This window comes from Azospirillum doebereinerae, from assembly GCF_003989665.1.
Classification (GTDB): domain Bacteria; phylum Pseudomonadota; class Alphaproteobacteria; order Azospirillales; family Azospirillaceae; genus Azospirillum; species Azospirillum doebereinerae.
In genome coordinates this window covers 19,486-42,859 of record NZ_RZIJ01000025.1, presented here as the reverse complement: position 1 = coordinate 42,859, position 23,374 = coordinate 19,486, and the positions used below count along the sequence as shown (strand labels likewise).

The following is a 23,374-nucleotide window of genomic DNA, read 5'->3' as shown; positions in this document are numbered from 1 at the left end:
TTTGTTCGAACGACAAGCGGTTCGAACGGAAGGACACGGCATGGCTCTGGTGGCGAACGCGCTCGTGGCGCTGGTGGCGTTTCTGCACCTCTGGTTCCTGGTGCTGGAGATGGTGCTGTGGACCAAGCCGCTGGGGCTGAAGACCTTCCGGCAATCGCCGGAGAAGGCGCGGGCCACCGCCGTGCTGGCGGCCAACCAGGGACTCTACAACGGCTTCCTGGCGGCCGGGTTGCTCTGGGGGCTGGTCTATCCCGACCCGGCGCCCGCCCTGCACATCAAGAGCTTCTTCCTGGCCTGCGTCGTGGTGGCCGGGGCTTATGGCGCGTGGTCGGTCAGCCGCCGCATCCTGATGGTGCAGGCCCTGCCGGCGTTGCTGGCGCTTGCTGCTTTGTGGCTGGCGTAAAAAGAAACCGGGGGCCGTGAAGCCCCCGGTTCCGTCACCGTGTTCCGTATGAAGCGTGCCGGATCAGGCGCCGTTCATGCGGTTGTCGATCAGGTCGGTCACGACGCCCGGATCGGCGAGCGTCGAGGTGTCGCCCAGGCTGTCGTGCTCGTTCGCGGCGATCTTGCGCAGGATGCGGCGCATGATCTTGCCCGAGCGGGTCTTCGGCAGGCCGGGCGCCCACTGGATCAGGTCGGGCGAGGCGATCGGGCCGATCTCCTTGCGGACCCAGGCCACCAGCTCCTTGCGCAGCTCTTCCGTCGGCGTCTCGCCGGCGTTGAGCGTCACGTAGGCGTAGATGCCTTGGCCCTTCAGGTCGTGCGGGTAGCCGACGACGGCGGCCTCGGCGACCTTCGGGTGGGCGACCAGCGCGCTTTCGACCTCGGCCGTGCCCATGCGGTGGCCGGACACGTTGATGACGTCGTCGACGCGGCCGGTGATCCAGTAATAGCCGTCGGCGTCGCGGCGGCAGCCGTCGCCGGTGAAGTACTTGCCGGCGAAGGTCGAGAAGTAGGTCTGGATGAAGCGCTCATGGTCGCCGTAGACCGTGCGCATCATGCCCGGCCACGCGTCGGCGATGCAGAGGTTGCCTTCGGTCTCGCCGTCCAGAACCGTGCCCTCGTTGTCGACGACGACCGGCTGGACGCCGAAGAAGGGCTTGGTCGCCGAACCCGGCTTCTGGCCGATGGCGCCGATCAGCGGGGTGATCAGGATGCCGCCGGTCTCGGTCTGCCACCACGTGTCGACGATCGGGCAGCGGCCCTCGCCGACGACGTTGTAGTACCAGAGCCACGCCTCCGGGTTGATCGGCTCGCCGACCGAGCCCAGCACGCGGAGGCTCGCCCGCGAGGTCTTCTTCACCGGCCCCTCGCCCTCGCGCATCAGCGAACGGATGGCGGTCGGCGCGGTGTAGAAGATGTTGACCTTGTGCTTGTCGATGACCTGCCAGAAGCGCGAGACGTCCGGGTAGGTCGGGATGCCTTCGAACATCAGTGTGGTGGCGCCGTTGGCGAGCGGGCCGTAGACGATGTAGCTGTGGCCGGTGACCCAGCCCACGTCGGCCGTGCACCAGTAGACCTCGCCGTCCTTGTAGTCGAAGACGTACTGGTGCGTCATCGACGCGTAGACCAGATAGCCGCCGGTGGTGTGCAGCACGCCCTTGGGCTTGCCGGTCGAGCCCGAGGTGTAGAGGATGAACAGCGGATCCTCCGCGCTCATCTCCTCCGGCGGGCAGTCGGCGGAGACCGACGCGATCTCCTCGTGGTACCAGAGGTCGCGGCCCTCGGTCCAGTTGACGGCGCCGCCGGTGTGCTTGACCACCAGCACGTGCTTGACGCAAGCGGCCGCCGCCACCGCCTTGTCGGCGTTGGCCTTCAGCGCGACCTTGCGGCCGCCGCGCAGGCCCTCGTCCGAGGTGATGACGAAGTGGCTGTCGCAGTCGACGATGCGGTCCTTCAGGCTGTCCGGCGAGAAGCCGCCGAACACGATGGAGTGGATCGCGCCGACGCGGGTGCAGGCCAGCATCGCGTAGGCCGCTTCCGGGATCATCGGCAGGTAGATGGTGACGCGGTCGCCCTTCTTGACGCCGTTCTTCTTCAGGACGTTGGCCAGCCGGCAGACCTGCTCGTGCAGTTCCTTGTAGGTGATGGCCTTGGAGACGCCCGGATCGTCGCCCTCGAACAGGATCGCGGTCTGGTCGCCGCGCGTGGCGAGGTGGCGGTCGATGCAGTTGGCCGAGACGTTCAGCGTGCCGTCGTGGAACCAGCGGATGTGGACGTCGTTGTTGAAATCGACGTCCTTCACCTTGGTGTAGGGCTTGATCCAGTCCAGGCGCTTGCCTTGCTCGCCCCAGAAGGCCTCGGGGTCCGCGACCGACTGCTCGTAGAGACGGGCGTAGCCGGCCTCGTCCACATGCGCGGCCTTGGCGATTTCGGGTTTCACCGGAAAGAAGCTGTTGTCGGTCATAGCTGCGCGGTTCCCCCGTGATGCTTCCGATTGCCCGGAAGATGTTTGAGGGCGGCGGGCCGCCCGTGTTGCGCGCATTATCCACACAAATTGCAGGACGAACAAGCAGAAGGGCCTTTTAAACCCCCCCGACCAAAGGAGGATTGTGTCGCGTTTTCCATCGCGCGAGACTTATTATTCCTGGCGACTCGCCGTTTCCCCGACGTCACCCATCCTTGATGACGGCTGCGGCGCCATGCCGCGACTCCCGCGCCGCGTGCAGCGGCGGCGTCTATGCTTAACCGGCCTTTAACAGGTCTGTCCGTAAATTGCCTGCATCGGCAACGATACGGGCGGCAAGGACTTCCAATGGCCAGCACCACCAGCACGGGCGACAGCACCGACACCGCCGTTTCCAAAGCCGCCGATATCACCGACCGATTGACCCAGATGGCCGACCGCAGCAGCCTGATGGCGCTCGACGCGACGCTGCGCGCCGCCCATGACAACGGCGTCAAGTCCCTGGTGGGGATCGGTAATTTCAGCGCGGCGGCGGAAGTACGGGCGATGGCCCGCCAGATGCTCCAGGCCACCCGGGATTTCCGGGCGGCCCTTCACGAAGCGGCGGAATAACGCGTTACGCCGTCCGGGTTACGGCTCAATTCCCGCGAGTTCGCAGACCCGCGCCCATTCGTTGTCCGCGACCGGGCAAACCGACAGACGCGACTGGCGGATCAGCGCCATGCCCTGCAACAGCGGGTCGCTCTTCATCTGCTTCAGCGTCACCGGCGTCCTGACCGGCTTCACCGGCTGGACGTCGACCATCCCGAAACGGCCCGCCGGATCGCTGGGGTCGGGGTAGTAGGTGCGGGCGATCTCCACGATGCCGACCACCTCCAGCCCTTCGTTGGAGTGGTAGAAGAAGGCTTGGTCGCCGACCTGCATGGCCTTCAGGTTGTTCGCCGCCTGGTAATTGCGGACGCCGTCCCAATGGGTGCGCCCGTCGGCGACCATGCGGTCCCAGGAATACTTGAACGGTTCCGACTTCAGCAGCCAATGGGCCATCGCCGACGCTCTCCCGCTCAGGCCTTCGGGTAGACGCGGCGCCACGGCCGGATCGTCACCGATTCGAACAGGCCGGCCTTGGCGTAGGGGTCGTTGTCGGCGAAGGCCTGGGCGTCCGCCGCATCGGCGCAGTCCACGATCAGCAGGCTGCCGACCATGCCCTGGCCGTCCTCGGACAGCAGCGGGCCGGCGACGAACAGGCGCTCGGCGCTGGCTTCCAGATAGGCCAGATGGGTGGCGCGGTTGGACGCGCGGATCTCGGCGGCGCCCGCCTTGTCGGTGCAATGGAACATGTACAGCATCGGGGAACTCCCTAAAATCGCGGGCCGGGTCGGGCCTCGGGTCGGGCGGAAGCCTAGCGCAGCCGGCCGGCGCGGGAAAGCTCCGGCGCGGCCGTGGAAGCGGCCGGGTGGTTCAGACGCCCTCGCCCCGGAAGGGCCGGGCCAGCAGCCCGTCGATGGTCTCGTCCAGCCCGGCGCCCCGGTTGAGGATGGCGTCCACCGCCGCGCAGATCGGCATGTCCACGCCCAGCCGCCTGGCCAGCCCGGTCACGGCGGCGGCGGTGTAGACGCCCTCCGCCACCGAGCGGCGCGCGGCCAGGATGTCGGCCAGCGCCTGACCCTCGCCCAGCGCCGCGCCCAGCGACATGTTGCGCGATTGCAGGCTGGAGCAGGTCAGCGTCAAATCGCCCAGCCCCGACAGCCCCATCAGCGTCTCCGCCCGCCCGCCGAGCGCCAGCGCCAGCCGGGTGATCTCGGCCAGCCCCCGCGTGATCAGCGCCGCCCGCGCGTTGTCGCCGAGCCTCCGCCCCTCGACCACGCCGCAGGCGATGGCCAGCACGTTCTTCACCGCCCCGCCGATCTGCGAGCCGACCACGTCGTCCGACCGGTAGGGCCGGAAGGTGCGGCTGCCCAGCGCCTCCACCAGCGCGGCGCCGATGTCGCGGTCGGCGCAGGCCAGCGTCACCGCCGTCGGCAGGCCGCGCGCCACCTCGATCGCGAAGGTCGGGCCGGACAGGATCGCCACCGGCGTGCCGGCGGGCAGGGCGGCCGCCACCGCGTCGCTCATCAGGGCGAAGCTGTCCAGCTCGATGCCCTTGGCGCAGACGATGACCGGGGCGCCGGGCTTCAGCACCGGGGCCAGCCGGGCGCAGACGCCGCGCGCGTGCTGGGCCGGGGAGACCAGCAGAACCGCGTCGCGGTCGGCGAGGCCGGCGAGGTCGCCGGTGACGGAGAGGTCGGCCGGCAGCGCCACGCCGGGCAGATAGTCGCGGTTCTCGCGGTGGAGGGTCATCGCCTCGACCACCGCCGGCTCGCGCGCCCACAGCCGCGTGTCGCGCCCGGCGCGGAGCGCCGCCAGGGCCAGGGCCGTGCCCCACGCGCCGCCGCCGACGACGCCGATGCGTTGGAAGGGGGAGGCGGGGGTGGTCATGGGGCGTTCCTTGTGGCGTGTTGGTGGGTTGCTGAACGGTGCCCCCTCCCCATCCCTCCCCCGCTTCGCGGGAGAGGGGGCTGGAGGCTTGTCGGCGTTCGGCGGTAATCCCCTCTCCCGCCAAAGGCGGGGGAGGGTTAGGGAGGGGGCCGATGCACCCCCTACGCCTTCACCCCCGACCCGACGCCCGCGCGCCCGATGGCCGGGGCCGCCGTGGGGTCCAGCGGCCAGCGCGGGCGCGGGGCGAAGCTCAGGGGATCGCTTTCGCCCAGACGGAACCGCTCGATCCCGGCCCAGGCGATCATCGCCGCGTTGTCGGTGCACAGCCGCAGCGGCGGCGCCACGAAGGGCATGCCCTCCCTGGCGGCCAGCGTCGCCAGCCGCGCGCGCAGGGTCTTGTTCGCCGCCACGCCCCCGGCCACCACCAGGGCGCCGCCCTGCGGGTGCTCCTCCTTGAAGCGGCGGATGGCGCGGGCGCAGCGGTCGGCCATCACCTCGGCCACCGTCGCCTGGAAGGCGGCGGCGAGGTCGTCGCGGTCGGCGTCCGTCAGCGGCGCGCCCGACGCCTTGGCCAGTTCCTCGACGTGCCGCCGCACGGCGGTCTTCAGCCCGGAGAAGGAGAAATCGCAGCCCGGCCGCCCGACCAGCGGGCGCGGCAGGTCGAAGCGTCCCGGATCGGTCGCCCGCGCCGCCGCCTTCTCCACCAGCGGCCCGCCGGGATAGCCGAGGCCCAGCAGCTTGGCGGTCTTGTCGAAGGCCTCGCCCACCGCGTCGTCGATGGTGGTGCCGAGCCGGCGGTAGCGGCCAACCCCCTCGACCACCAGCAGCTGGCAATGCCCGCCCGAGACCAGCAGCAGCAGATAGGGGAAGGCGACGTCGTCGGTCAGCCGCGCGGTCAGCGCGTGGCCTTCCAGATGGTTGACCGCGACGAAGGGCAGGTTGCGCGCCGCCGCGATGGCCTTGGCGGTCATCACGCCGACGATCACCCCGCCGATCAGCCCCGGTCCACCGGTCGCCGCCACCGCGTCGAGGTCGCCGAAACCGATCCCGGCCTCGGCCATGGCGCGGCGGATCAGCCCGTCCAGATGCTCCAGATGGGCGCGCGCGGCGATTTCCGGGACCACGCCGCCATAGGGGGTGTGGTCGTCCAGTTGCGACAGGACCACGTCGGCGCGGATCTCGCGCGCGTCGGTGACCACGGCGGCGGCCGTCTCGTCGCAGCTTGTCTCGATTCCAAGAACGATCATGCCGCCAAACTAGCCGCCTTGCGCGCGCCGGTATAGGATTTTGCGGGTATAGGGTTTTGGCCCCGACGAAAGCCCCGCCCGATGAATTCCGACACCCCGGCCGACGACGCCAGCATCCTCTACTACGACGCGGACTACCCGTCGCTGGAGCTCGGCCCGGCGCGTGGCGAGGACGCGGCGGCGCTGGCCCGCATGGGTATGCTGGGCGACGTGGCCTTCTACGCCGAGCAGGCGCGGGCGGCCGGCGGGCCGGTGCTGGAGATCGGCTGCGGCACCGGGCGCCTGACCATCCCGCTGGCCAGAGCCGGGGTGGACATCCATGCGGTGGACGTGTCCGAGGCCATGCTCGGGCAACTGCGCGCCAAGCTGGCGGCCGAGCCGCCGGAGGTCCGGGCGCGGGTCCACGTCCTGCGGCAGGACGCCGCAGCGCTGGAGCTTCCGGGCGTTACCGCCCGTCTGGCGATCCTGCCCTTCAACCTCCTCATGCTGCTTCCCGACCGGGAGGAGGCGCTGCGGGTGGTGGAGGCCGCCGCCCGGCATCTGGCGCCCGGCGGCGCCTTTGCCCTGGACGTGATGAACCCGGCGACCCTGCCCTGGGAGGCCGATCCCGCCCCGGTCCCGTCGCGGCCCCGGCTGAACCCGCGCAGCGGAAACCCCTACATCCGCCACGCCCAGGCCTCGGCGGTGGATTCGCGCAAGGTCCAGCGCCTCGCCGGCTGGTACGACGAGCTGCTGCCCGACGGCGGCCTCCGCACCACCCGCTTCGCCTTCGACTGGCGGATGGTCGACCGGGCGGAGCTGGAGGGCCTGCTGCGCGACGCCGGGCTGACGCTCGACGGGCTGGCCGGCGACTTCGACGGCGCGGCCTGGACGCCCGACAGCCGGCGGATCGTCGCCACCGGGCACCGAAACCTTGCCGGGCACCGCTGACAAGGAGTCCTTGCAAAGCCGCGCGGATCCCCTAGAACTCGGAGCATGACGACCCAACCGCTCCGCATCGGGACGCGCGGCAGCCCGCTGGCGCTGGCGCAGGCCCATGAGACGCGCGATCGCCTGATCGCCGCCCATCCCCATCTGGCGGCGCCCGGCGCCATCGAGATCGTCGCCTTCAAGACCACCGGCGACCGCATCCTCGACCGCACGCTGGCCGAGGCCGGCGGCAAGGGCCTGTTCACCAAGGAGCTGGAGGAGGCGCTGTTCGACGGCCGCGCTGACCTCGCCGTCCATTCCATGAAGGACGTGCCGACCCAGCTTCCCGACGGGCTGGAGATCGCCACCCTGCTGCCGCGCGAGGATCCGCGCGACGCCTTCTTCTCGCGCTCCGGCGGCGGTCTGGCCGATCTGCCGCCCGGCGCCGTCGTCGGCACGGCGGGGCTCCGCCGTCAGGCCCAGGTTCTGGAACTGCGGCCCGATCTGAAAATCTTCCCCCTGCGCGGCAACGTGCAAACCCGCCTGTCGAAGCTCGACGCCGGGGAGGTGGACGCCACCCTGCTGGCGCTGGCCGGCCTGCGCCGTCTTGGCCTGACCGAGCGGATCACCGCCGTGCTGGAGCCGGAGACCATGCTGCCGGCGGTTGCCCAAGGCGCCATCGGCATCGAGATCCGCAGCGCCGACGACGCCACCCGCGCGCTGCTCGCCCCGCTAAACTGCGCGGAGACCGCGACCCGCGTGACCGCCGAGCGCGCGCTGCTGGCCGCGCTAGACGGCTCCTGCCGCACCCCCATCGCCGCCTTGGCGCTGCTGGACGGCGACGCGCTGCATCTGCGGGTCAAGGTGCTGTCCACCGACGGCGCGCGCGTCTTCCACGCCGAACGGCGGGGCGCTGCCGCCGAGGCCCAGGCGCTCGGCGCCGACGCCGGCGCCGAGATCAAGGCGCAGCTGCCGCCGGATTTTTTCGCCCTGTGAAAAACAGCCCCTCCGCCGGGCGGCCACGCCTTCTCGTGACCCGCCCGATGGAGGATGCTGAGCCTCTGGTCCGCCGGCTGGACGCGCTGGGCTTCGCCTGCGCGCTGGAGCCGATGCTGTCGCTCGTCTGGCTCGACGGGCCGGAACCCGACCTGACCGACGTACAGGCCCTGCTGTTCACCAGTGCGAACGGCGTACGCGGCTATGCCCGACGTACAGGGCGCCGCGACCGACCCGTCTATGCCGTCGGCGATGCCACCGCGACCGCCGCCCGCGAGGCCGGCTTCACCCAGGTCGAGAGCGCGTCCGGCGACGTGTACGCGCTGGCGGAGCTGGTGCGCGCCCGCCTCGATCCGGCGGGCGGCGGTCTGCTGCACGTGGCCGGCAGCAAGGTCGCGGGCGACCTCGCCGGGCTGCTGGGCGGGGCCGGTTTCGCCCTGCGGCGGGAAGCCCTGTACGACGCCTTGCCCGCCGGGCGCCTGTCGGAGGAGACCGCGACAATTTTCCGTACGTCTGATCTTAACGGGGTGTTGTTTTTCTCTCCCCGGACCGCGCGTTCCTTTGTTAAGTTGCTGGCCGAGGCCGGACTGGTCGACCGTTGTCGTACGGTCGACGCGTTCTGCCTCAGCCCCGCGGTCGCGGAGGCTGCCCGCGCGTACGGCGACCAGGGAGTGACGCCATGGCGAAGCGTACGGGTGGCGCCACGGCCGGAGCAGGACGCCTTGCTCGGCCTGCTGCCGAAGACCGACTGACCAGAAAGTCGGGCACCGGCGGCGAGGGAGGGTGAGGGAGCCGGTTTGGGGGCTGTGGCGTTAAGACGTACAACAGCGAACAAAAGGCACACCCTCCATGACCTCTCGCCCAGGCTCGGACCGTCCGACAAACGAACAGGACGGCGACTCGAACGCCGCTTCGCCCGGCAATGCCGGCGCCCCCGGTAACACCGGCGCTGTCGACCGCATCGTCGAACGGTTCGGCGGCATCCGCCCGATGGCCAACAAGCTGGACACGCCGGTCACCACGGTGCAGGGCTGGAAGAAGCGCGGCGCGATCCCGCTGGCCCGCCACGCCGACCTGCGCGCCGCCGCCGCGAAGCACCGCATCAAGATCGACGAAGCCGACCTGGACGCCGCCACGCCCTCCGAGGACCGCACGGTCGTCGTCGAGGGCATCATCCCGGCCTCCGCGCCCGTGGACGCGCTGACCACGGACGCGGTGATCGTGCCGCCGGTCGCCGCCGCGCCCGACGCCTCGCCGGCCGACACCATTCCGGGAGACGCCGTCCCGGTCGCCATCACCCCCGTCGAGGGCGCTCCCATCCTTGGCGAGCCGACCGCCACCGACACCCCGAAGCTCGACCCGGCGGCGGACGCGGTGACCGATCCGGCCGCGCCGAAGCTCGATCCCGAGGCCCCGGCGGTGGACGGCGCGACCTCCGGCACCACGCTCGGCGGGACCATCCCGCTCGACGCCACGCCCGCGACCGACACCGAGGCTGCGGCCAGGAGCGCCGCCGACAAGGACGACGGACCCTCCCTCTACTCCACCGTTTACCCCGCGACGGCCGACGACGCGGCGCCGGGCTACACCAAGCCCGCGAGCGCCGAGCCGCCCCGGATCGAAACCACGACGGTTCCGCCGGCCTCCTCCTACATCGACGAGCCGCGCTCGGGCGCCGGTTTCGCCACGTCGCTGTCCATCGTCGCCCTGCTGGTCGGCGCCGCCGCCCTGGCCGAGCCGTGGTGGGGACCGCGCCTGCCGGGCTGGCCCGGCGCCTCCGGCGCCCCGGCGGCGGTCGCGACCCCCGCCGATCCCGCGCTGCGCACTCAGGTGCAGCAGCTCACCGAGCGCCTCGCCCGTCTGGAGCAGCGCCCGGCCCCGGCCGCTGCCGCCCCCGTCGTGGTGAACGGCACGGCTCCCACCGACAGCGCCGCCACTCCGGCCGCCGACACCTCCGGGCTGGAGGCGTCGCTGCGCCAGCTGGCCGAGCGCATCGACGGGCTCGAGAAGCGCCCCGTCGCCCCGGCCGAAGCCCCGGCCCCCGAGCCCGATCCGCGCGTCGCCGAACTGACCGAACGCTTCGGCGGCATCGAGCAGAAGCTGACCGCCGTCGCCGGCAACAGCCAGGCCGCCCAGGATCTGCGCCGCGACCTCGACGCCGTGAAGCAGCAGGTCGCCACGGTCAACCAGGCCGTCGAGACCCGCCGCGACGCCGCCACCGCCGCGCAGGCGCTGGTGCTCGCCGCCGGGCAACTGCGGTTGGCGCTGAACGCCGGGCTGCCCTTCCAGCAGGATCTCCAGGCCGTCCGCGCGCTCGGCATCGGCGACGCCGGGGTGACGCAGCCGCTCGACGCGGTGGCGCCCTTTGCCGCCAAGGGCATCCCGACCCAGGCGCAGATGATCGACCGCTTCCGGCCGCTCGCCACCGAGATCGTGCAGGCGGCCAACCGCGGCCCCGGCACCACCTGGGTCGATCAGGTGACCGGCAAGCTCGCCACGCTGGTCACCGTCCGCCGTCAGGGCGGCGGCGTGGTCGGCACCAGCGCCGACGCCATCGTCGCCCGCACCGAGGCGGCCGTGAACGAGAACAACCTCGCCAAGGCGGTCGAGGAGCTGTCGACCCTCCAGGGTCCGGGCTCCGAGGTCGCGGCGCCGTGGCTGGCCGACGCCAAGGCCCGGCTCGCCGCCGACCAGTCCGGCCGGAACCTGACCGAACGCGCCATCGCTCTGCTGACCACCGCCGCCGGCGGGAAGGGAGCGGCCCAATGATCCGCGCCCTCTGGTTCTTCCTGAAGCTGGCGGTCGTCATCGCGGCGGCCATCTGGCTGGTCGAGCATCCCGGCAGCGTCCGCGTCAACATGCTGGGCTACGCCATCGAGACCTCCTTCACCGTCGCCCTGCTGATCGGGCTGGTGGCGCTGGGCGTCGCGGCGCTGGGCTATCGGCTGATCCGCTCGGTCCTGCGCACGCCGTCGCGCATCCGTCGCCATTCGCGCGCGCGCAAGCGGGAACGCGGTTACCGCGCCCTGACCCAGGGCATGGTGGCGGTGGCGGCCGGCGACGCGCCGACCGCGCGCAAGATGGCGCGCAAGGCCGACGGCCTGCTGAACGAGCCGCCGCTGACCATGCTGCTGTCGGCCCAGGCCGCCCAGTTGCAAGGCGACGACCGCGCCGCCAACGAGTATTTCACCGCGATGCTGGAGCGGCCGGAGACGGCCTTCCTTGGCCTGCGCGGCCTGCTGACCCAGGCCATCAAGACCGGTGACCGGGTGGAGGCGTTGCAACTGGCCCGCCGGGCGCGGGCGTTGCAGCCCAACACGCCCTGGCTGCTCGCGACTCTGTACGACCTGGAGGCCCGCGCGGGCGATTGGGCGTCGGCGGAGGGCACGCTGCAACAGGCGATCCAGGCCGGGGCGATCCCGACCGAGGACGGCCGCCGCCACCGCACGGTCCTGCTGCTGGAGCGCAGCTTCGAGGCCGAGCGCCGTGGGCGCAGCGACAACGCCCTGTCGCACGCGCAGTCGGCGCACGACCTGTCGCCCGGCTTCGTCCCGGCGGCGGCGCGTCTGGCCCGTCTGATGGTGGCCGCCGGCAAGCAGAAGGCCGCCGCCAAGGTGGTGGAGCGGACGTGGCGCCAGTCGCCGCACCCCGATCTGGCCGACGCCTACCGCGAGGTTCTCGGCAGCTACGACCCGCTGACCCGTGTGAAGCTGTTCGAGAAGCTGCTGACCCAGGCGCCGAACCACGTCGAGTCGCACATCGCGCTCGCCCGCATCGCGCTGGAGGCCCAACTGTGGGGCGAGGCGCGCGACCATCTGAACCGCGCGCTGGCGATCGAGCCGTCGCGCCGGCTCTACCGCCTGTTCGCCGAGCTGGAGCGCAGCGAGCGCCACGACGAGGCGGCGGCGCGTGACTGGATGGCGAAGGCCGCCGCCGCCCCGGCCGACCCGGCCTGGACCTGCGCCCCCTGCCACGCCGTCAGCCAAGCCTGGGGCGGGCTGTGCGGCCATTGCGGGGCCTTCGACAGCCTGGACTGGAAGGCGCCGACTTTGGCGGTGTCGCTGATGGAGCCGGGGCACGGCCACGCCCACGCGGCCATCGCGAAGTCGCCGGTGGCGTAAAAAAAGGGGGCGCTTGGCCCCCTCCCTAACCCTCCCCCGCCTTTCGGGAGAGGGAACTCCGCTGAACGCCGGCAAGCATCCCACCCCCTCTCCCGCCAAAGGCGGGGGAGGGATGGGGAGGGGGCCAGCCCCTCACACCTTCCCCTCTCCCACCTCCCGCTCGAAGCGCCGCAGTGCCTCCTCCAGCCTCCACTGGACCCGCGCCTTCTCGCTGCGCTCCAGCACCGCCCGGCAGGCGTCCGACGCTGCCGTCCCGCAGCCCTCCTCCCACAGGCTGCCGCCCGGCAAAAAGCTGTGCTCCAGGCTGGCGCGGGCCAAGCCGACCAGATCGGCGTAGCCGAGGCCGAACTCCGTCACCGCGCGTTGCAGCTCGTGGGTCAGGTCGATGCGGCTGACGCCCTCGTCGTCGGTCGCGATCACCGTCGGCACCCCGGCCACCCGGTAGAGCGGGAAGGGGTGCTCCTTGCCGGCGACGCCCAGGATAAGGTCGTTGCTGGTCAGGTTGATCTCCACCGCCACCTTGCGGGCGGCCATGCCGCGCAGCAGGCCGCGCGGGTCGTCTTCCAGCATCAGGTCGACGCCGTGGCCGATGCGCGTGGCCCCGGCGATCTCCACCGCCTTGCGGATGTGGTTGCGCAGTTCCTCCGGCGGGACGAGGCCCAGCGTCAATTCACCCGCGTGCAGCGCGACGTTGGTGCCGGGAAAGCGGCGGCGGGTCTCCGCGATCATGCGCATGTGGCGGTCGTAATCGGCCAGCGCGGTCGGGTTGTCCTCCGGCGCGACGAAGTTCAGGCCGACGACGCGCGGCTCCTGTACCGCCAGCAACGCGTTGAACAGGGTCGCCGCGAAGACCGCCCCCGGCCCTTGCGTGCGCGAGACCTGCTGGAGGTAGCGGACCGACACCGCGCAGCCCGGCTTGGCCGCCGGGGTGCCGCAGCCGAGCAACGACCGCATCCACGACTCCGCCGCGTCGATGTCCGCACGGGCCTGCGGGATCACGTCCGCCAGCCCGGCGGCGATCAGCCGGTCGGCCATCGCCGGGAGGTCGTCGGTCCAGGGCTGTGACTTGCCGATGCCGGCGGCGGTGCGGGTCTGGAAGGACACCATCAGCTCAATGTGCTGCTCGCCCTGCCGGCCGGCGCGGTCCACCACCTCGGCCAGCAGGTCGCCCACGGCGCCGTCGGCGGCGGCGAAGCGGCCGAAGGTGGAAAAGAACTGGTCGTGCAGGCTGTAGCCCGACAGCGGCAAAGCGTCGCGGGTGGACAGCGCGTCCAAGGCGACCGGGTAGAGGGTCGGGTCGGCGATCACCACCCCGGCCGCCGGGCGGGGCGACCCGGTGGTGTCGCCGCAGGGTGCGGCCTTGGTCGGGAGCACCAGGAACTTCGTCCCGGTCTCGAAGCACAGCCCCTGCGCCGCCGCCAGCCGCAGATAGGTTTCGGCGTAGACCGCGCCGGTCAGGTGGCTGTGGAGATCGGCCCCCTTCGGCATCCGGTACAGAAAGGCCCGCAACGCCGGCGGGCTGTGGCGCACCGCCTCGAAGCGCTTGGCCGCCGTCGGTCCCACGCCGTCAAGCGCCGCGCCGGAAGAGTCGCCGGTTCCCATCGCGGCGCATCCCACCAGCGCAAGGGCCGCCAAGGCGGACGCCAATAAGCCGAATTTCTCCCCAGCCATGTCGATAGTCCCGCTTGTTCGTCTTTTGCGGGAAATCTAGGCTTGATAATCGCGCGTCTGCAATTGCCCGACGAAAGGGTGCTCAGGCGCGGCGTGGTGCCGTCACGCCGCCGCCTGCTTGGCGGCGCGCTTCACCGGCTGGATCGGCAGGGTCATGGTGAAGACGGTGCCGCCCTCCCGCTCGATGGCCAGCGCGGCGCCCGCCTGATGGGACAGCGCCTGGACCAGCGCCAGACCCAACCCGCTGCTGGCGCCGCCGCTGCTGCTGGCGCCACGCTTGGACTGGCCGGGCATCTCCGGGGGCAGGCCGACGCCGTCGTCGCGCACGATCAGGCGCATGTTGGTGTCCACCGCCTCCAGGATGACGCGGACGGTGCCGGGATGGCCGCCGGGGTAGGCGTGGAGCAGGGCGTTGGACACCAGTTCGCTGGTGGCGATGGCCAGCGGGGTGGCGCGGTCGGCGTCGACGATCCAGTCCTGGGCCTCGACCTCCAACCGGGCGGCGGTCGGGTTGTCGGAGCGCACCAGCCCGTCGCACATCTGCCGCAGCGCGTCGGCGAAGTTCAGGTGCGCCGGCTCGTTGGAGCGGTGCAGCAGCTCGTGCAGCAGGCTCATGGTCTGGATGCGGCGCAGGCTTTCGTCGAAGCCCCGGCGGGCGCGGTCGTCGATGCGCGCGGCCTGCAGGCGCAGCAGGCTGCAGATGACCTGGAGGTTGTTCTTCACCCGGTGCTGGACCTCCTTCAGCAGGACCTCCTTGTCGGTCAGGGCGCCTTCCAGCCGGGCGTTGGCGTTCTCCAACTGGGTGGTGCGCTGGTGGACGTGCTCCTCCAGCGTGTCGTAGGCGTGCTGGAGGGCGTCCTCGGCCTCGCGCTGGCGGCGGGTGCGCTCCAGGGCGAGCGCGCCGATGCAGCCCACCGCGGCGCAGCCGGCCAGCGCGAAGGCGGCGTAGGTCCACAACTGGTCGCGCCAACGCACCAGGACGCTGCCGGTGGCGATGGTCACCCGCGCGCTGAGGCCGGTGTTGCCGACCGGCCGGGTGGCGGCGATGTCCTCGGCCTGCGACGGATTGCCGCCGGTACCGGCGCCATCCGGCTCACGCAGCAGCGTGCGGCCGTCGGCGGCGAGCAGCGCGATGGTGTGGCCGTAGCCGACGTCGAGCGCGCGGTAGACGTCGCGCAACGACGCCGCGTCGATCCCGGCGACGGCGTAGCCGCGCGGCGGACCGCCGGGTCCCGCCAGCGGGCGGGTGACGCGCAGCACCGGCCGGCCGTCCATGGTGCCGTCGGCGATGCCGCGCCCGGCCGGGTTGAGGCCGCTGGCGGCGGGCGGCTGCGCGTTCGTGGCGGGATTGTCGCTCAGGCTGGACAGGACCGGCTGGCCTTCGGCGTCGCGGATCTCCAGCCCGACCACATGCGGCGCGCTGGCGGCCAGCATCGACAGGCGTTCCCGCGCCTCCTCGCCGGTCGGTAGGGGCTGGTTCGGCGCGCCGGCCAGCGCGGTGGCCTGGGTCAGCAGCAGGTCGCCCGATTCGATCATCCGCGCCGCGTGCTCGGCGACCAGCAGCCCGACGTTGCCGGCGACTCCGGCGGCTTGGCGCACCGATTCGTCGCGGTCGCGCCACGCGAAGAAGGCCGACAGCCCGACCGTCGCCAGCACCGCGACCGCGCACGCCATCAGCACCAGCGCCGATCCGGGCAGCCGGTACAGGGGGGAGGGGTGGGATCGCAGCGCGCGGAGCGGCATCGTTTGGGCTACCATGAGGACATCAGGCCTGTTCGGGCTAGGCCGGGAACGGTAACACCGGCCGCGGGTGACGGTTCCACGGGACGCTAGCCGCGTTGAAGGGAAACCGGCCACCACCTATTCTGGGGTGCCGATTCCGGCATCGGGCGTTGGGAGGAGGGTGCTATGCGGATCGACGGGACGGCCTACCGGACCATCTGGGCGGAAGAGGACGGCAGTGTCGCGATCATCGACCAGACCCGCCTGCCGCACGACTTCGCGGTCGTCCGGCTGGGCAGCCTGGAGGAGGCCGCCCACGCCATCCGCGCCATGCTGGTGCGCGGCGCCCCGCTGATCGGCGCCACCGCCGCCCACGGAGTCGCGCTGGCGATGCGCGCCGATCCGTCCGACTCGGGGCTGGAGCGCGCCTGCGCCGTCCTGCTGGCGACCCGCCCGACGGCGGTCAACCTGCGTTGGGCGCTGGAGCGGGTGTCCGGCCGGCTGGCCGCCCTGCCGGCGGTGGAGCGGGCCGGAGCGGCGGCGGCGGCGGCGGCGGCCATCGGCGACGAGGACGTCGCCATCAACCGCGCCATCGGCGAACACGGCGCCGCCCTGATCCGCGCGGTGGCGGAGCGCAAGGGGGCGGGGGAGCCGGTCAACGTGCTGACCCATTGCAACGCCGGCTGGCTCGCCACGGTCGATTGGGGAACGGCGCTGGCCCCGGTCTACGTGGCGTTCGAGCAGGGGATCCGCCTGCATGTCTGGGTGGACGAGACCCGCCCGCGCAACCAGGGCGCCAGCCTGACCGCCTGGGAGCTGAACCGCCACGGCGTGCCGCACACCGTCATCGCCGACAACGTCGGCGGCCACCTGATGCAACACGGCCGGGTCGACCTCTGCATCGTCGGCACCGACCGGACGACCGCGACCGGCGACGTCTGCAACAAGATCGGCACCTATCTGAAGGCGCTGGCCGCCGCCGACAACGGCGTGCCCTTCTACGTCGGGCTGCCGTCGCCGACCATCGACTGGGGGATGAGCGACGGGGTGCGCCAGATCCCCATCGAGGAGCGCGACGGCCGCGAGGTCACCGACCTGACCGGCCGGACCGCCGACGGGCGGATCGAGACCGTCCGCGTGACGCCCGAGGGCAGCCCGGTCGCCAATTTCGGTTTCGACGTGACTCCCGCCCGGCTGGTGACCGGGCTGATCACCGAGCGCGGCGTCTGTCCCGCGACCCGCGAGGGGCTGCTCGGCCTGTTTCCGGAGCGGCGCTGAGCTGTTGGAGACGGGGGACCGTCAGCGGCCGGGACGCAGGCGGCGCCACAGGGTGCGGGAACCGTTCTCCGCCTCCTTGGCGTCGAGCCACTGGTCGGCCAGTTCCCGGACCTGCCATCCCCCCAGAAAACGCTCGCAGTCGATGGCGGCGTAAAGGCGCACACGCTCCTTCCCCAGCCGTTCGAAATACTCCAGCGTTCTTTGACGGTCGATGTCTTCCATGGCCCATTGTTGGTCTGGCAACGCACGCAGTGTGGGTGAACGCACCGCACGGTGCAACTGTTCCCTTGCTGGAGGCGGTACCGCCTTCGGCGTCCCTCAGTCTCCGCAAGGCCGAGCGGGCGAGGGGATTCTTGGGATTATGGAAACTTTGACGCCGCCGCCGGGTTGTTGAGGGCAGGTCCGCGCGGTCACGCGCCGGCCCATCATCACGGTTCAACGCCCGCGAATCCGGAGGACGACGCCATGACCGCCGACACGCCCGAGAAACCCGACCCGGCCGCCCAGAACCAAGGCGAGGGCAACCGCACCGCCGACGCCCAGTATCGCCGGGGCGTCGAGGACCATGTCCGCAACCACGACGTCCAGGGCGACGCCGACCGCGCCCGCAAGGCGGTGGACGGTCCGGAAGGCGAGGAACTGCGGCGCGCCGAGGAGGAGGGGAAACGCCACGCCAAGGGCGAGGACCCCCAACTGAAGCGCTGACGCGGCGCCCACCCCGCGTTCCCGCCCGAAGGGGGACATTTACCCCGAAATAGCCACAGCACAGGATCCCGGTTCTTCCCAATCATAAGCGTGGCTGTTCGGGGCGCACCCGATCCGCCACGCTTATGATGTGAGGAACAGAGACCATGACCAAGACGACGCGCAACGCTTCCGCCGCCCTGTTCGCCCTGCTGGTCGGGGCCGGCGCGCTGGGCGGCTGCTCCAACCTGAATCAGCGCGAGAACCGCGCCCTGGCCGGTGGCGCCATCGGCGCCGCGGGCGGCGCCACGATCGGCGCCGTCACCGGCGGCAGCCCCGTCTACGGCGGCCTGCTGGGCGGCGCGGCGGGCGCGGCGGTGGGGGCGCTCAGCGCCGACGAGGGCGGTGGCCGCCGCCGCCGCTGATCCGCGCCACGTTCAATCCTCCTCGTCGTCCTCGAACTGGTCGAGGCTGAGCGACCGGACCTCCGGCGGCGGCCTCGGCGGTTCCGGGGGCAGGGCCGGGGGCCGCCCCCCCGGACGGGCCGGGCGGGGCAGCCCGGCCCCCGGCCCCTTCAACGGGCTGTTCAGCGCGCCCTTCGGGCCGATGCTGGGCTCCTCGCCGAAATCGGGCAGCGGCGGGATGCGGTCCATCACCACGCGGATCAGCTTGACGATGCGGTCGGCCTCGGCGCGCAGGGCCTGCCCGCGCTCCCCGTCGTAGAGCGGGTCGTCGAGGAACTTGCGGATCTCCACCACGCCGCGCAGCTCCACCCCGCACATCTCGTGGGTGCCGATGGGCAGCGCCTTGACCCGCGCGAAGCCGGCGAAGAAGCCGGCGCTGCCCTCCACGAACAGGATCACCATGCGGGTGTGCAGGCGCTCCAGCGCGGTGGTCATCGGGCCGATCAGGTCCTCCATTTCCCCCGGCGCGGCGTCCAGCCGCTCCTGCGCCACGGCGGCCAGCGCGAAGAAGTCGCGGACCCGCCGGCTGAACCGCCGGTAGCGTGTCAGCCCGCCGACCGAGATGCGCTCGCGCGCCGCCAGCCCCATCTCGCCGGTCTGCTTGAGCATGGCGTCGAGCCGCATCAGCAGCGTGGCGATCTCGCGCTGGCGCTGCGCCGGGCTCTTCTGGGCCGGCGACGGGGCGGGGCGGCGGGGCGCGTTGGGGCGGGGAGCGGTGGGACGGACCATGCGGCTGCGGCTTCGCCCCCTATTTCGCGGTGCGGACGGTCAGCGACTTCTGCCCGCCGTTGCGCACCACGGTCACCTGCACCGGGGTGCCGACGCGCAGCAGGCCGATGCGGTTGCGGAAGTCGGTGGCGCTGCGGATCGGCCGGCCGTCCACCGCAACCACCACGTCGCCGCTGCGCAGTCCGGCGCCGTCGGCGGGCGAGCCGGATTCGATCTTGGCGATCAGCGCGCCCTCGTCGCCGGTCAGGCTCAGGCTCTCGGCGAGGTCGGGCGTCAGGTCCTGGATGGCGACGCCGAGCCGGCCGCGCCGCACCTCGCCGTAATCCCCCAACTGCTCGATCACCGAGCGGACGATGCTGACCGGCACCGCGAAGCCGATGCCGACCGAGCCGCCGGCCGGGCCGATGATGGCGGTGTTGATGCCGATCAGCTCGCCGCTGAAATTGACCAGCGCGCCGCCGGAATTGCCGGGGTTGATCGAGGCGTCGGTCTGGATGAAGTCCTCGTAGCCCTCGATCTTCAGCCCGCTGCGGCCCAGCGCCGAGATGATGCCCGAGGTCACCGTCTGCCCCAGCCCGAACGGGTTGCCGATGGCGACGACGAAATCGCCGACCTTCAGATGGTCCGAATCGCCCATCGGCAGGGCGGTCAGCCCCTTGGCCTCGATCTTCAGCAGGGCGATGTCGGTGGCGGCGTCGCGCCCGACCAGCTTGGCGCGCAGGCGGCGGCGGTCCTTCAGGGTGACGGCGATCTCCTGCGCGTTCTCCACCACGTGGTTGTTGGTGATGACGTAGCCGCGCGCGGCGTCGACGATCACGCCCGAGCCGGCGCTGACCTGCGGCTTGGCCTGGACCTGCTGGTCGGGGATGTTGAAGAAGCGGCGGAAGAAGGGGTCGCGCAGCAGCGGGTTCTCCGACTGCGGGGCGCGCGACAGGACCGAGATGTTGACCACCGCCGGGGTCACCTGCTCCAGCATCGGGGCGATGGTGGTGACGCCGGTCACGCCGGCCGGCAGCGCGGCCGAGGCGGGCGCCGCCGCCGGTCCGACCAGGGCGCCGCAGGCCAGCGCCATCATCACACCAACCGTCGCCAAGCGCGCAACCGCCGTCATGGGTTCGTCCTCTCCGTTGTGGGCCGGGCAGATTTGGGAGAAAAACAAAACGTCTTCAAGCCCGTTGCCCGCGATCATAGCCGACCGCCGCCGCCGCCGCGAGGGGGCGGACGCGCCATCGGCGCCGCGTTTCGCCGCCAGGGCCGGAAACCCTCGGTAAATCATTTCGGTGATACACAGGCAAAGGCCCGGCGCCGCCTTTGCCCCAGGGACGTCGTCGGGTTATGGTCGGCCTATGACTTTGGGCAGTTTTGCGACTTTGGGCAGTTTTGCCGGGCGCGTTGTCGGGATGGATTGGCGGGCATGAGCGGGCCGTTGCTCGAATTGACCGAGCAGGAGTATCTGCAGATGGAGGAGGCCCTGTCGCAATCGGCGCGGGGCCGGGCCTTCCTGCGCATGCGCGACCGGCGCTGCCGCGTCGTGGCGTCGGACGAGTTCCACCGGCTGGTGGGGCAGCTCGAACGGCAGGTCGACCGTCTGAACGGCGCCGCCCCGGCGGCGTCCCCGGCCGGATTCGCGCTGGGCGACGGGCGCTTCCAGCAGGAGTTGACCGCCATCACCCAGGTGGTGCAGGAGGCGCGCAGCGACATCGCCGCCCTGAAGGCGACCGACACCGGATCCAACCGCATCGAGGCCGCGACCGGCGAGCTGGACGAGATCGTCGCGGCGACCGAGCGGGCGACCACCGACATCCTGAACGCGGCGGAGAAGATCCAGGAAATCACCATGTCGATCCCGCGCGGCGATCCCGATCTGGCCGAGCGGATCGACGCGATCGAGGCGTGGTGCATCGAGGTGATGACCGCCTGCTCCTTCCAGGACATCACCGGACAGCGGACCACCAAGGTCGTGAACACGCTGCGCTACATCGAAGAGCGCGTGAACACGATGATCGAGATCTGGGGCGTCGAGCGGCTGGCCGTCGGCGGCGCCGGGAACGGCCCCGGAAATGGTGACGTGTCCTCCCACCGCAAGAGCGGCGACACGCGGCCCGACGCGCATCTGCTGAACGGGCCGCAGTTGGGCGGGCCGGAGGTCAGCCAGGACGCCATCGACGCGCTGTTCGACAGCATGCCCGACGTGCTGGAACGGGCGGAGCCGGCTTTCGAGACGGCGCCCCCACCACCGCCTCCTCCGCCACCACCGCCTCCCCCCCCGCCGGCACGCAAGGCGGCCCCTCCTCCACCGCCTCCGCCCCCGGCGGACGCGGCGGACGGCGGCGGCCCGTCGATCTCGCAAGCCGACATCGACGCCCTGTTCGCGTGACCGGCTGATGGCGCAAGACGGCAAATCCAGGGTCCGGCTGAATCAGGAGCAGCTCGACCGCGTGTGCGAGCGGCACGTCCGCTTCACCGAGGGTCGGCCGAACGGCGCCCGCGCCAACCTGCCCTTCTTCGACCTGTCGGGCCTGAGCCTGGCGGGGCGCGACCTGACCGGCGCGCATCTGTCGGGCGCCATCCTGCGCGACGCCAACCTGATGGGCACCATCCTCGACCACGCCGACCTCTACGGCGCCGATTTGCGCGGGGCCGATTTGTCGGGGGCGCGGCTGTTCCGCACCGACCTGCGCGGCGCCAACGTGCGCGGCGCCACGCTGGACGGCGCCGCCATGGTCGAGGTCGACCTGCGCGACGGCAGCATGGTCAGCCGCAACAGCGACGGCGAGCTGAAGGTGGTCGGCTTCGACCCCGGCCCGGCCGACATGGCGTCGGCCCGGCTGACCAACGCCGACATGGCGCGGGCCAAGCTGTCGGGCAGCTTCGCGCGCTCCGCCGACTTCACCAACACCAAGCTGTCGGGCGCCCGGCTCGACCGCACCGATCTGCGCGGCGCCAACTTCTCCGGCGCCGACCTGCGCGGCGCCGACCTGAACGGGTCCGACCTGCGCGGCGCCCGGCTGGAGGGCGCGCAGGTCGACGCGGAGGGGCTGGAGCAGGCGATTCGCACCGACGACGACGCCCGCGCCGCCAGTCAAGCACCGCCTCCGCCGCCACCGCCCGCGCCGGAAGAGGAGGAGCCGGCCGCCGCCGAGATGCCGGCGCTGCCCGCCGACCAGCTCGACAGCATGCTGAAGCAGCACATGATCTGGCTCGGCACCAGCGGCAAGCAGGGTAACCAGCTCGACCTCAGCGGGCTGAACCTGGAGGGCGCCGACCTGTCGGGGAAGATCCTGACGCTCGCCAAGGGGTCGGGGGTCCGGCTGCGCCACGCCCGGCTGCACGGCGCGCAGCTCCAGGCCGCGCAGTTCGACGGGGCCGATTTCCGTTCCGCCGACCTGCGCAGCGCCGATCTGCGCGGGGTCAAGCTCGACCGGGCGATCCTGATCGACTGCCAGCTCGACGGCGCCAATCTGGGCCTGCTGCTGGTCAGCGCCGGGGCCAAGGTGATGCGGGCCTCGCTGGTGCGGGCGCGGCTGGCGGGGGCCTCGTTGCTGCGCACCAACCTGAAGGGCAGCGACCTGACCCTGGCCGACCTGACCGGCTGCGACCGCAGCACGGCGGTGCTGGACGACGCCATCCTGGAAGGAACCCGGCTGGGGCAGGCGTGACTTTGTGGAGGCCGGGCCTCGCCCCGGATCGCATGCTTTCAAAAGCCCATTGATATCCTTGGCGAAAATTTCAGGCCCGCAGGCCCCCCGATCCGTGGCACGGCCTCGCCAACCCCCTGCCGCGATGCGGAAAAGACGTTGTTCCATAACGGCTTAGCTTGACGGGGAGGGGGCTTGGTGGCACGCTTGAGGCCAAGCGGCGCACAATCAACCGAGGCGTCCGCAAGAGCCAAGGGGAAACGTCGACGGCCATGACAAAATCGGAATTGATCCAGAGGCTGGCGGAGCGGAATCCGCATCTGTACCAGCGCGACATCGAAAAGATCGTGGGCACCATCTTCGACGAGATCACCGAGGCGCTGGCCCGCGGCGACCGGGTCGAGCTGCGGGGATTCGGCGCCTTTTCGATCAAGCGGCGCGACGCGCGCACCGGCCGCAACCCCCGCACCGGAGAATCGGTTGACGTGGGCGAGAAATGCATCCCTTTCTTCAAGACCGGGAAACAGCTCCGGGAACGGCTGAACACGGATTGACCGCCGGCCACCGATGGCCCGCCGGTCCCTCCGTCCTTGTTGAGGAATCGTCGCTTTGCGTTACCTGACCTGGATCGTCACCCTGCCCATCGCCCTGATCGCGGTTCTGTTCGCGGTGTCCAACCGCGACGTCGTGACCTGGGCGCTGTGGCCGCTGCCCTTCACGCTGGAGGCGCCGCTCTACCTCGCCGCCCTGCTGGCCCTGCTGGCCGGCTTCCTGGCCGGCGGTTTCATCGTGTGGAACGCCCAGCGCCGCCACCGCCGCCGCGCCCGGCGCGAGAGCGACCGCGTCCTGTTCCTGGAGCGCGAGGTGAAGGAGGCGCAGGCCCGCGCCACCGCCGCCGAGAAGCGTCTGGCCGAACTGTCGCGCCCGGTCTCCGGCGCCGGCACCGGCCTGCCGGTTCCCGCCGCCTCCGCCACCACGGCGACGACGGTTCATTGATCGCACGCGCCGTCCGGCGCCGTCGGACGGCACCGGG

At 71.6% G+C, this 23,374-nt stretch carries 24 protein-coding genes; 14 read left to right on the top strand and 10 right to left on the bottom strand.

Features of this window, described 5'->3' with window-relative positions; translation table 11 throughout:
• The first annotated feature begins 40 nt into the window (after positions 1–40).
• The gene (locus tag EJ913_RS24800) at positions 41–403 is read left to right on the top strand and encodes a DUF1304 domain-containing protein (protein WP_127002971.1); all 363 of its coding nucleotides are present in this window, start codon (positions 41–43) and stop codon (positions 401–403) included.
• 63 nt (positions 404–466) lie between these two features.
• On the opposite strand, the gene acs is transcribed toward EJ913_RS24800, so the two are convergent.
• On the bottom strand, positions 467–2,407 hold the full coding sequence (gene acs / locus EJ913_RS24795) for an acetate--CoA ligase (protein WP_127002968.1): 1,941 nt from the start codon (positions 2,405–2,407) through the stop codon (positions 467–469).
• Positions 2,408–2,755: 348 nt separating this feature from the next.
• Between acs and EJ913_RS24790 the strand changes: the two genes are divergently transcribed.
• Positions 2,756–3,019, top strand: a complete 264-nt coding sequence (locus EJ913_RS24790) for a hypothetical protein (protein WP_127002967.1) — start codon at positions 2,756–2,758, stop codon at positions 3,017–3,019.
• A gap of 18 nt (positions 3,020–3,037) precedes the next feature.
• Here EJ913_RS24790 and EJ913_RS24785 read toward each other — a convergent pair whose 3' ends face one another.
• The 4 genes from EJ913_RS24785 to tsaD form a co-directional block, all read right to left on the bottom strand.
• Positions 3,038–3,451, bottom strand: a complete 414-nt coding sequence (locus EJ913_RS24785) for an EVE domain-containing protein (protein ID WP_127002965.1) — start codon at positions 3,449–3,451, stop codon at positions 3,038–3,040.
• A gap of 17 nt (positions 3,452–3,468) precedes the next feature.
• Positions 3,469–3,753: a YciI family protein gene (locus tag EJ913_RS24780; RefSeq protein ID WP_127002963.1), complete on the bottom strand. Its 285-nt coding sequence runs from the start codon at positions 3,751–3,753 to the stop codon at positions 3,469–3,471.
• Between the two features lie 112 nt (positions 3,754–3,865).
• Positions 3,866–4,882: an NAD(P)H-dependent glycerol-3-phosphate dehydrogenase gene (locus EJ913_RS24775; protein WP_127002961.1), complete on the bottom strand. Its 1,017-nt coding sequence runs from the start codon at positions 4,880–4,882 to the stop codon at positions 3,866–3,868.
• 161 nt (positions 4,883–5,043) lie between these two features.
• On the bottom strand, positions 5,044–6,129 hold the full coding sequence (gene tsaD / locus EJ913_RS24770; RefSeq protein ID WP_127002959.1) for a tRNA (adenosine(37)-N6)-threonylcarbamoyltransferase complex transferase subunit TsaD: 1,086 nt from the start codon (positions 6,127–6,129) through the stop codon (positions 5,044–5,046).
• A gap of 81 nt (positions 6,130–6,210) precedes the next feature.
• On the opposite strand from tsaD, the gene EJ913_RS24765 reads away from it, so the two are divergent.
• The 5 genes from EJ913_RS24765 to EJ913_RS24745 all read left to right on the top strand — a co-directional run bounded on the left by EJ913_RS24765 (position 6,211) and on the right by EJ913_RS24745 (position 12,155).
• Positions 6,211–7,059, top strand: a complete 849-nt coding sequence (locus tag EJ913_RS24765) for a class I SAM-dependent methyltransferase (protein WP_127002957.1) — start codon at positions 6,211–6,213, stop codon at positions 7,057–7,059.
• 45 nt (positions 7,060–7,104) lie between these two features.
• Positions 7,105–8,034, top strand: a complete 930-nt coding sequence (gene hemC, locus EJ913_RS24760) for a hydroxymethylbilane synthase (RefSeq protein ID WP_127002955.1) — start codon at positions 7,105–7,107, stop codon at positions 8,032–8,034.
• Between the two features lie 47 nt (positions 8,035–8,081).
• Positions 8,082–8,786, top strand: a complete 705-nt coding sequence (locus tag EJ913_RS24755) for a uroporphyrinogen-III synthase (RefSeq protein WP_127002953.1) — start codon at positions 8,082–8,084, stop codon at positions 8,784–8,786.
• A 97-nt stretch (positions 8,787–8,883) separates the two neighbouring features.
• On the top strand, positions 8,884–10,803 hold the full coding sequence (locus EJ913_RS24750) for a carph-isopro domain-containing protein (protein WP_127002951.1): 1,920 nt from the start codon (positions 8,884–8,886) through the stop codon (positions 10,801–10,803).
• A complete protein-coding gene (locus EJ913_RS24745) occupies positions 10,800–12,155 on the top strand; it encodes a heme biosynthesis protein HemY (protein ID WP_127002949.1) in 1,356 nt (451 codons plus the stop codon). Before EJ913_RS24750 ends, EJ913_RS24745 begins: the two co-directional genes overlap by 4 nt.
• Before the next feature lie 132 nt (positions 12,156–12,287).
• Here EJ913_RS24745 and EJ913_RS24740 read toward each other — a convergent pair whose 3' ends face one another.
• Complete coding sequence (locus EJ913_RS24740; protein WP_185909924.1) at positions 12,288–13,757, bottom strand: adenosine deaminase family protein; 1,470 nt, start codon at positions 13,755–13,757, stop codon at positions 12,288–12,290.
• Between the two features lie 171 nt (positions 13,758–13,928).
• Positions 13,929–15,569, bottom strand: coding sequence for a sensor histidine kinase (locus EJ913_RS24735; protein WP_244939482.1), 1,641 nt, complete (start codon positions 15,567–15,569; stop codon positions 13,929–13,931).
• Between the two features lie 165 nt (positions 15,570–15,734).
• On the opposite strand from EJ913_RS24735, the gene mtnA reads away from it, so the two are divergent.
• Entirely contained in the window at positions 15,735–16,826 is a 1,092-nt protein-coding gene (gene mtnA / locus EJ913_RS24730; protein WP_127002943.1) for an S-methyl-5-thioribose-1-phosphate isomerase, read from the top strand.
• A gap of 21 nt (positions 16,827–16,847) precedes the next feature.
• Here the strand turns inward: mtnA and EJ913_RS24725 are convergent, their stop codons facing one another.
• Entirely contained in the window at positions 16,848–17,048 is a 201-nt protein-coding gene (locus tag EJ913_RS24725; protein ID WP_127002941.1) for a hypothetical protein, read from the bottom strand.
• 243 nt (positions 17,049–17,291) lie between these two features.
• Here EJ913_RS24725 and EJ913_RS24720 point away from each other — a divergent pair, with 243 nt between their 5' ends.
• Positions 17,292–17,531, top strand: a complete 240-nt coding sequence (locus tag EJ913_RS24720) for a hypothetical protein (protein WP_127002939.1) — start codon at positions 17,292–17,294, stop codon at positions 17,529–17,531.
• 146 nt (positions 17,532–17,677) lie between these two features.
• Positions 17,678–17,935, top strand: coding sequence for a YMGG-like glycine zipper-containing protein (locus EJ913_RS24715; RefSeq protein WP_127002937.1), 258 nt, complete (start codon positions 17,678–17,680; stop codon positions 17,933–17,935).
• Between the two features lie 12 nt (positions 17,936–17,947).
• Here EJ913_RS24715 and EJ913_RS24710 read toward each other — a convergent pair whose 3' ends face one another.
• Positions 17,948–18,703, bottom strand: a complete 756-nt coding sequence (locus EJ913_RS24710; RefSeq protein ID WP_127002935.1) for a hypothetical protein — start codon at positions 18,701–18,703, stop codon at positions 17,948–17,950.
• A 19-nt stretch (positions 18,704–18,722) separates the two neighbouring features.
• Entirely contained in the window at positions 18,723–19,814 is a 1,092-nt protein-coding gene (locus EJ913_RS24705) for a Do family serine endopeptidase (RefSeq protein ID WP_185909923.1), read from the bottom strand.
• 303 nt (positions 19,815–20,117) lie between these two features.
• On the opposite strand from EJ913_RS24705, the gene EJ913_RS31855 reads away from it, so the two are divergent.
• The 4 genes from EJ913_RS31855 (at position 20,118) to EJ913_RS24685 (ending at position 23,337) form a co-directional block, all read left to right on the top strand.
• Positions 20,118–21,080: a hypothetical protein gene (locus tag EJ913_RS31855; protein WP_185909922.1), complete on the top strand. Its 963-nt coding sequence runs from the start codon at positions 20,118–20,120 to the stop codon at positions 21,078–21,080.
• Between the two features lie 7 nt (positions 21,081–21,087).
• A complete protein-coding gene (locus EJ913_RS24695) occupies positions 21,088–22,362 on the top strand; it encodes a pentapeptide repeat-containing protein (protein ID WP_127002933.1) in 1,275 nt (424 codons plus the stop codon).
• Positions 22,363–22,613: 251 nt separating this feature from the next.
• Positions 22,614–22,895 carry an integration host factor subunit beta gene (gene ihfB / locus EJ913_RS24690; protein ID WP_085555815.1) on the top strand — a complete coding sequence of 94 codons (282 nt, stop codon included), beginning with the start codon at positions 22,614–22,616 and terminating at the stop codon, positions 22,893–22,895.
• Positions 22,896–22,950: 55 nt separating this feature from the next.
• Positions 22,951–23,337, top strand: a complete 387-nt coding sequence (locus tag EJ913_RS24685; protein WP_127002931.1) for a lipopolysaccharide assembly protein LapA domain-containing protein — start codon at positions 22,951–22,953, stop codon at positions 23,335–23,337.
• Positions 23,338–23,374: the final 37 nt, after the last annotated feature.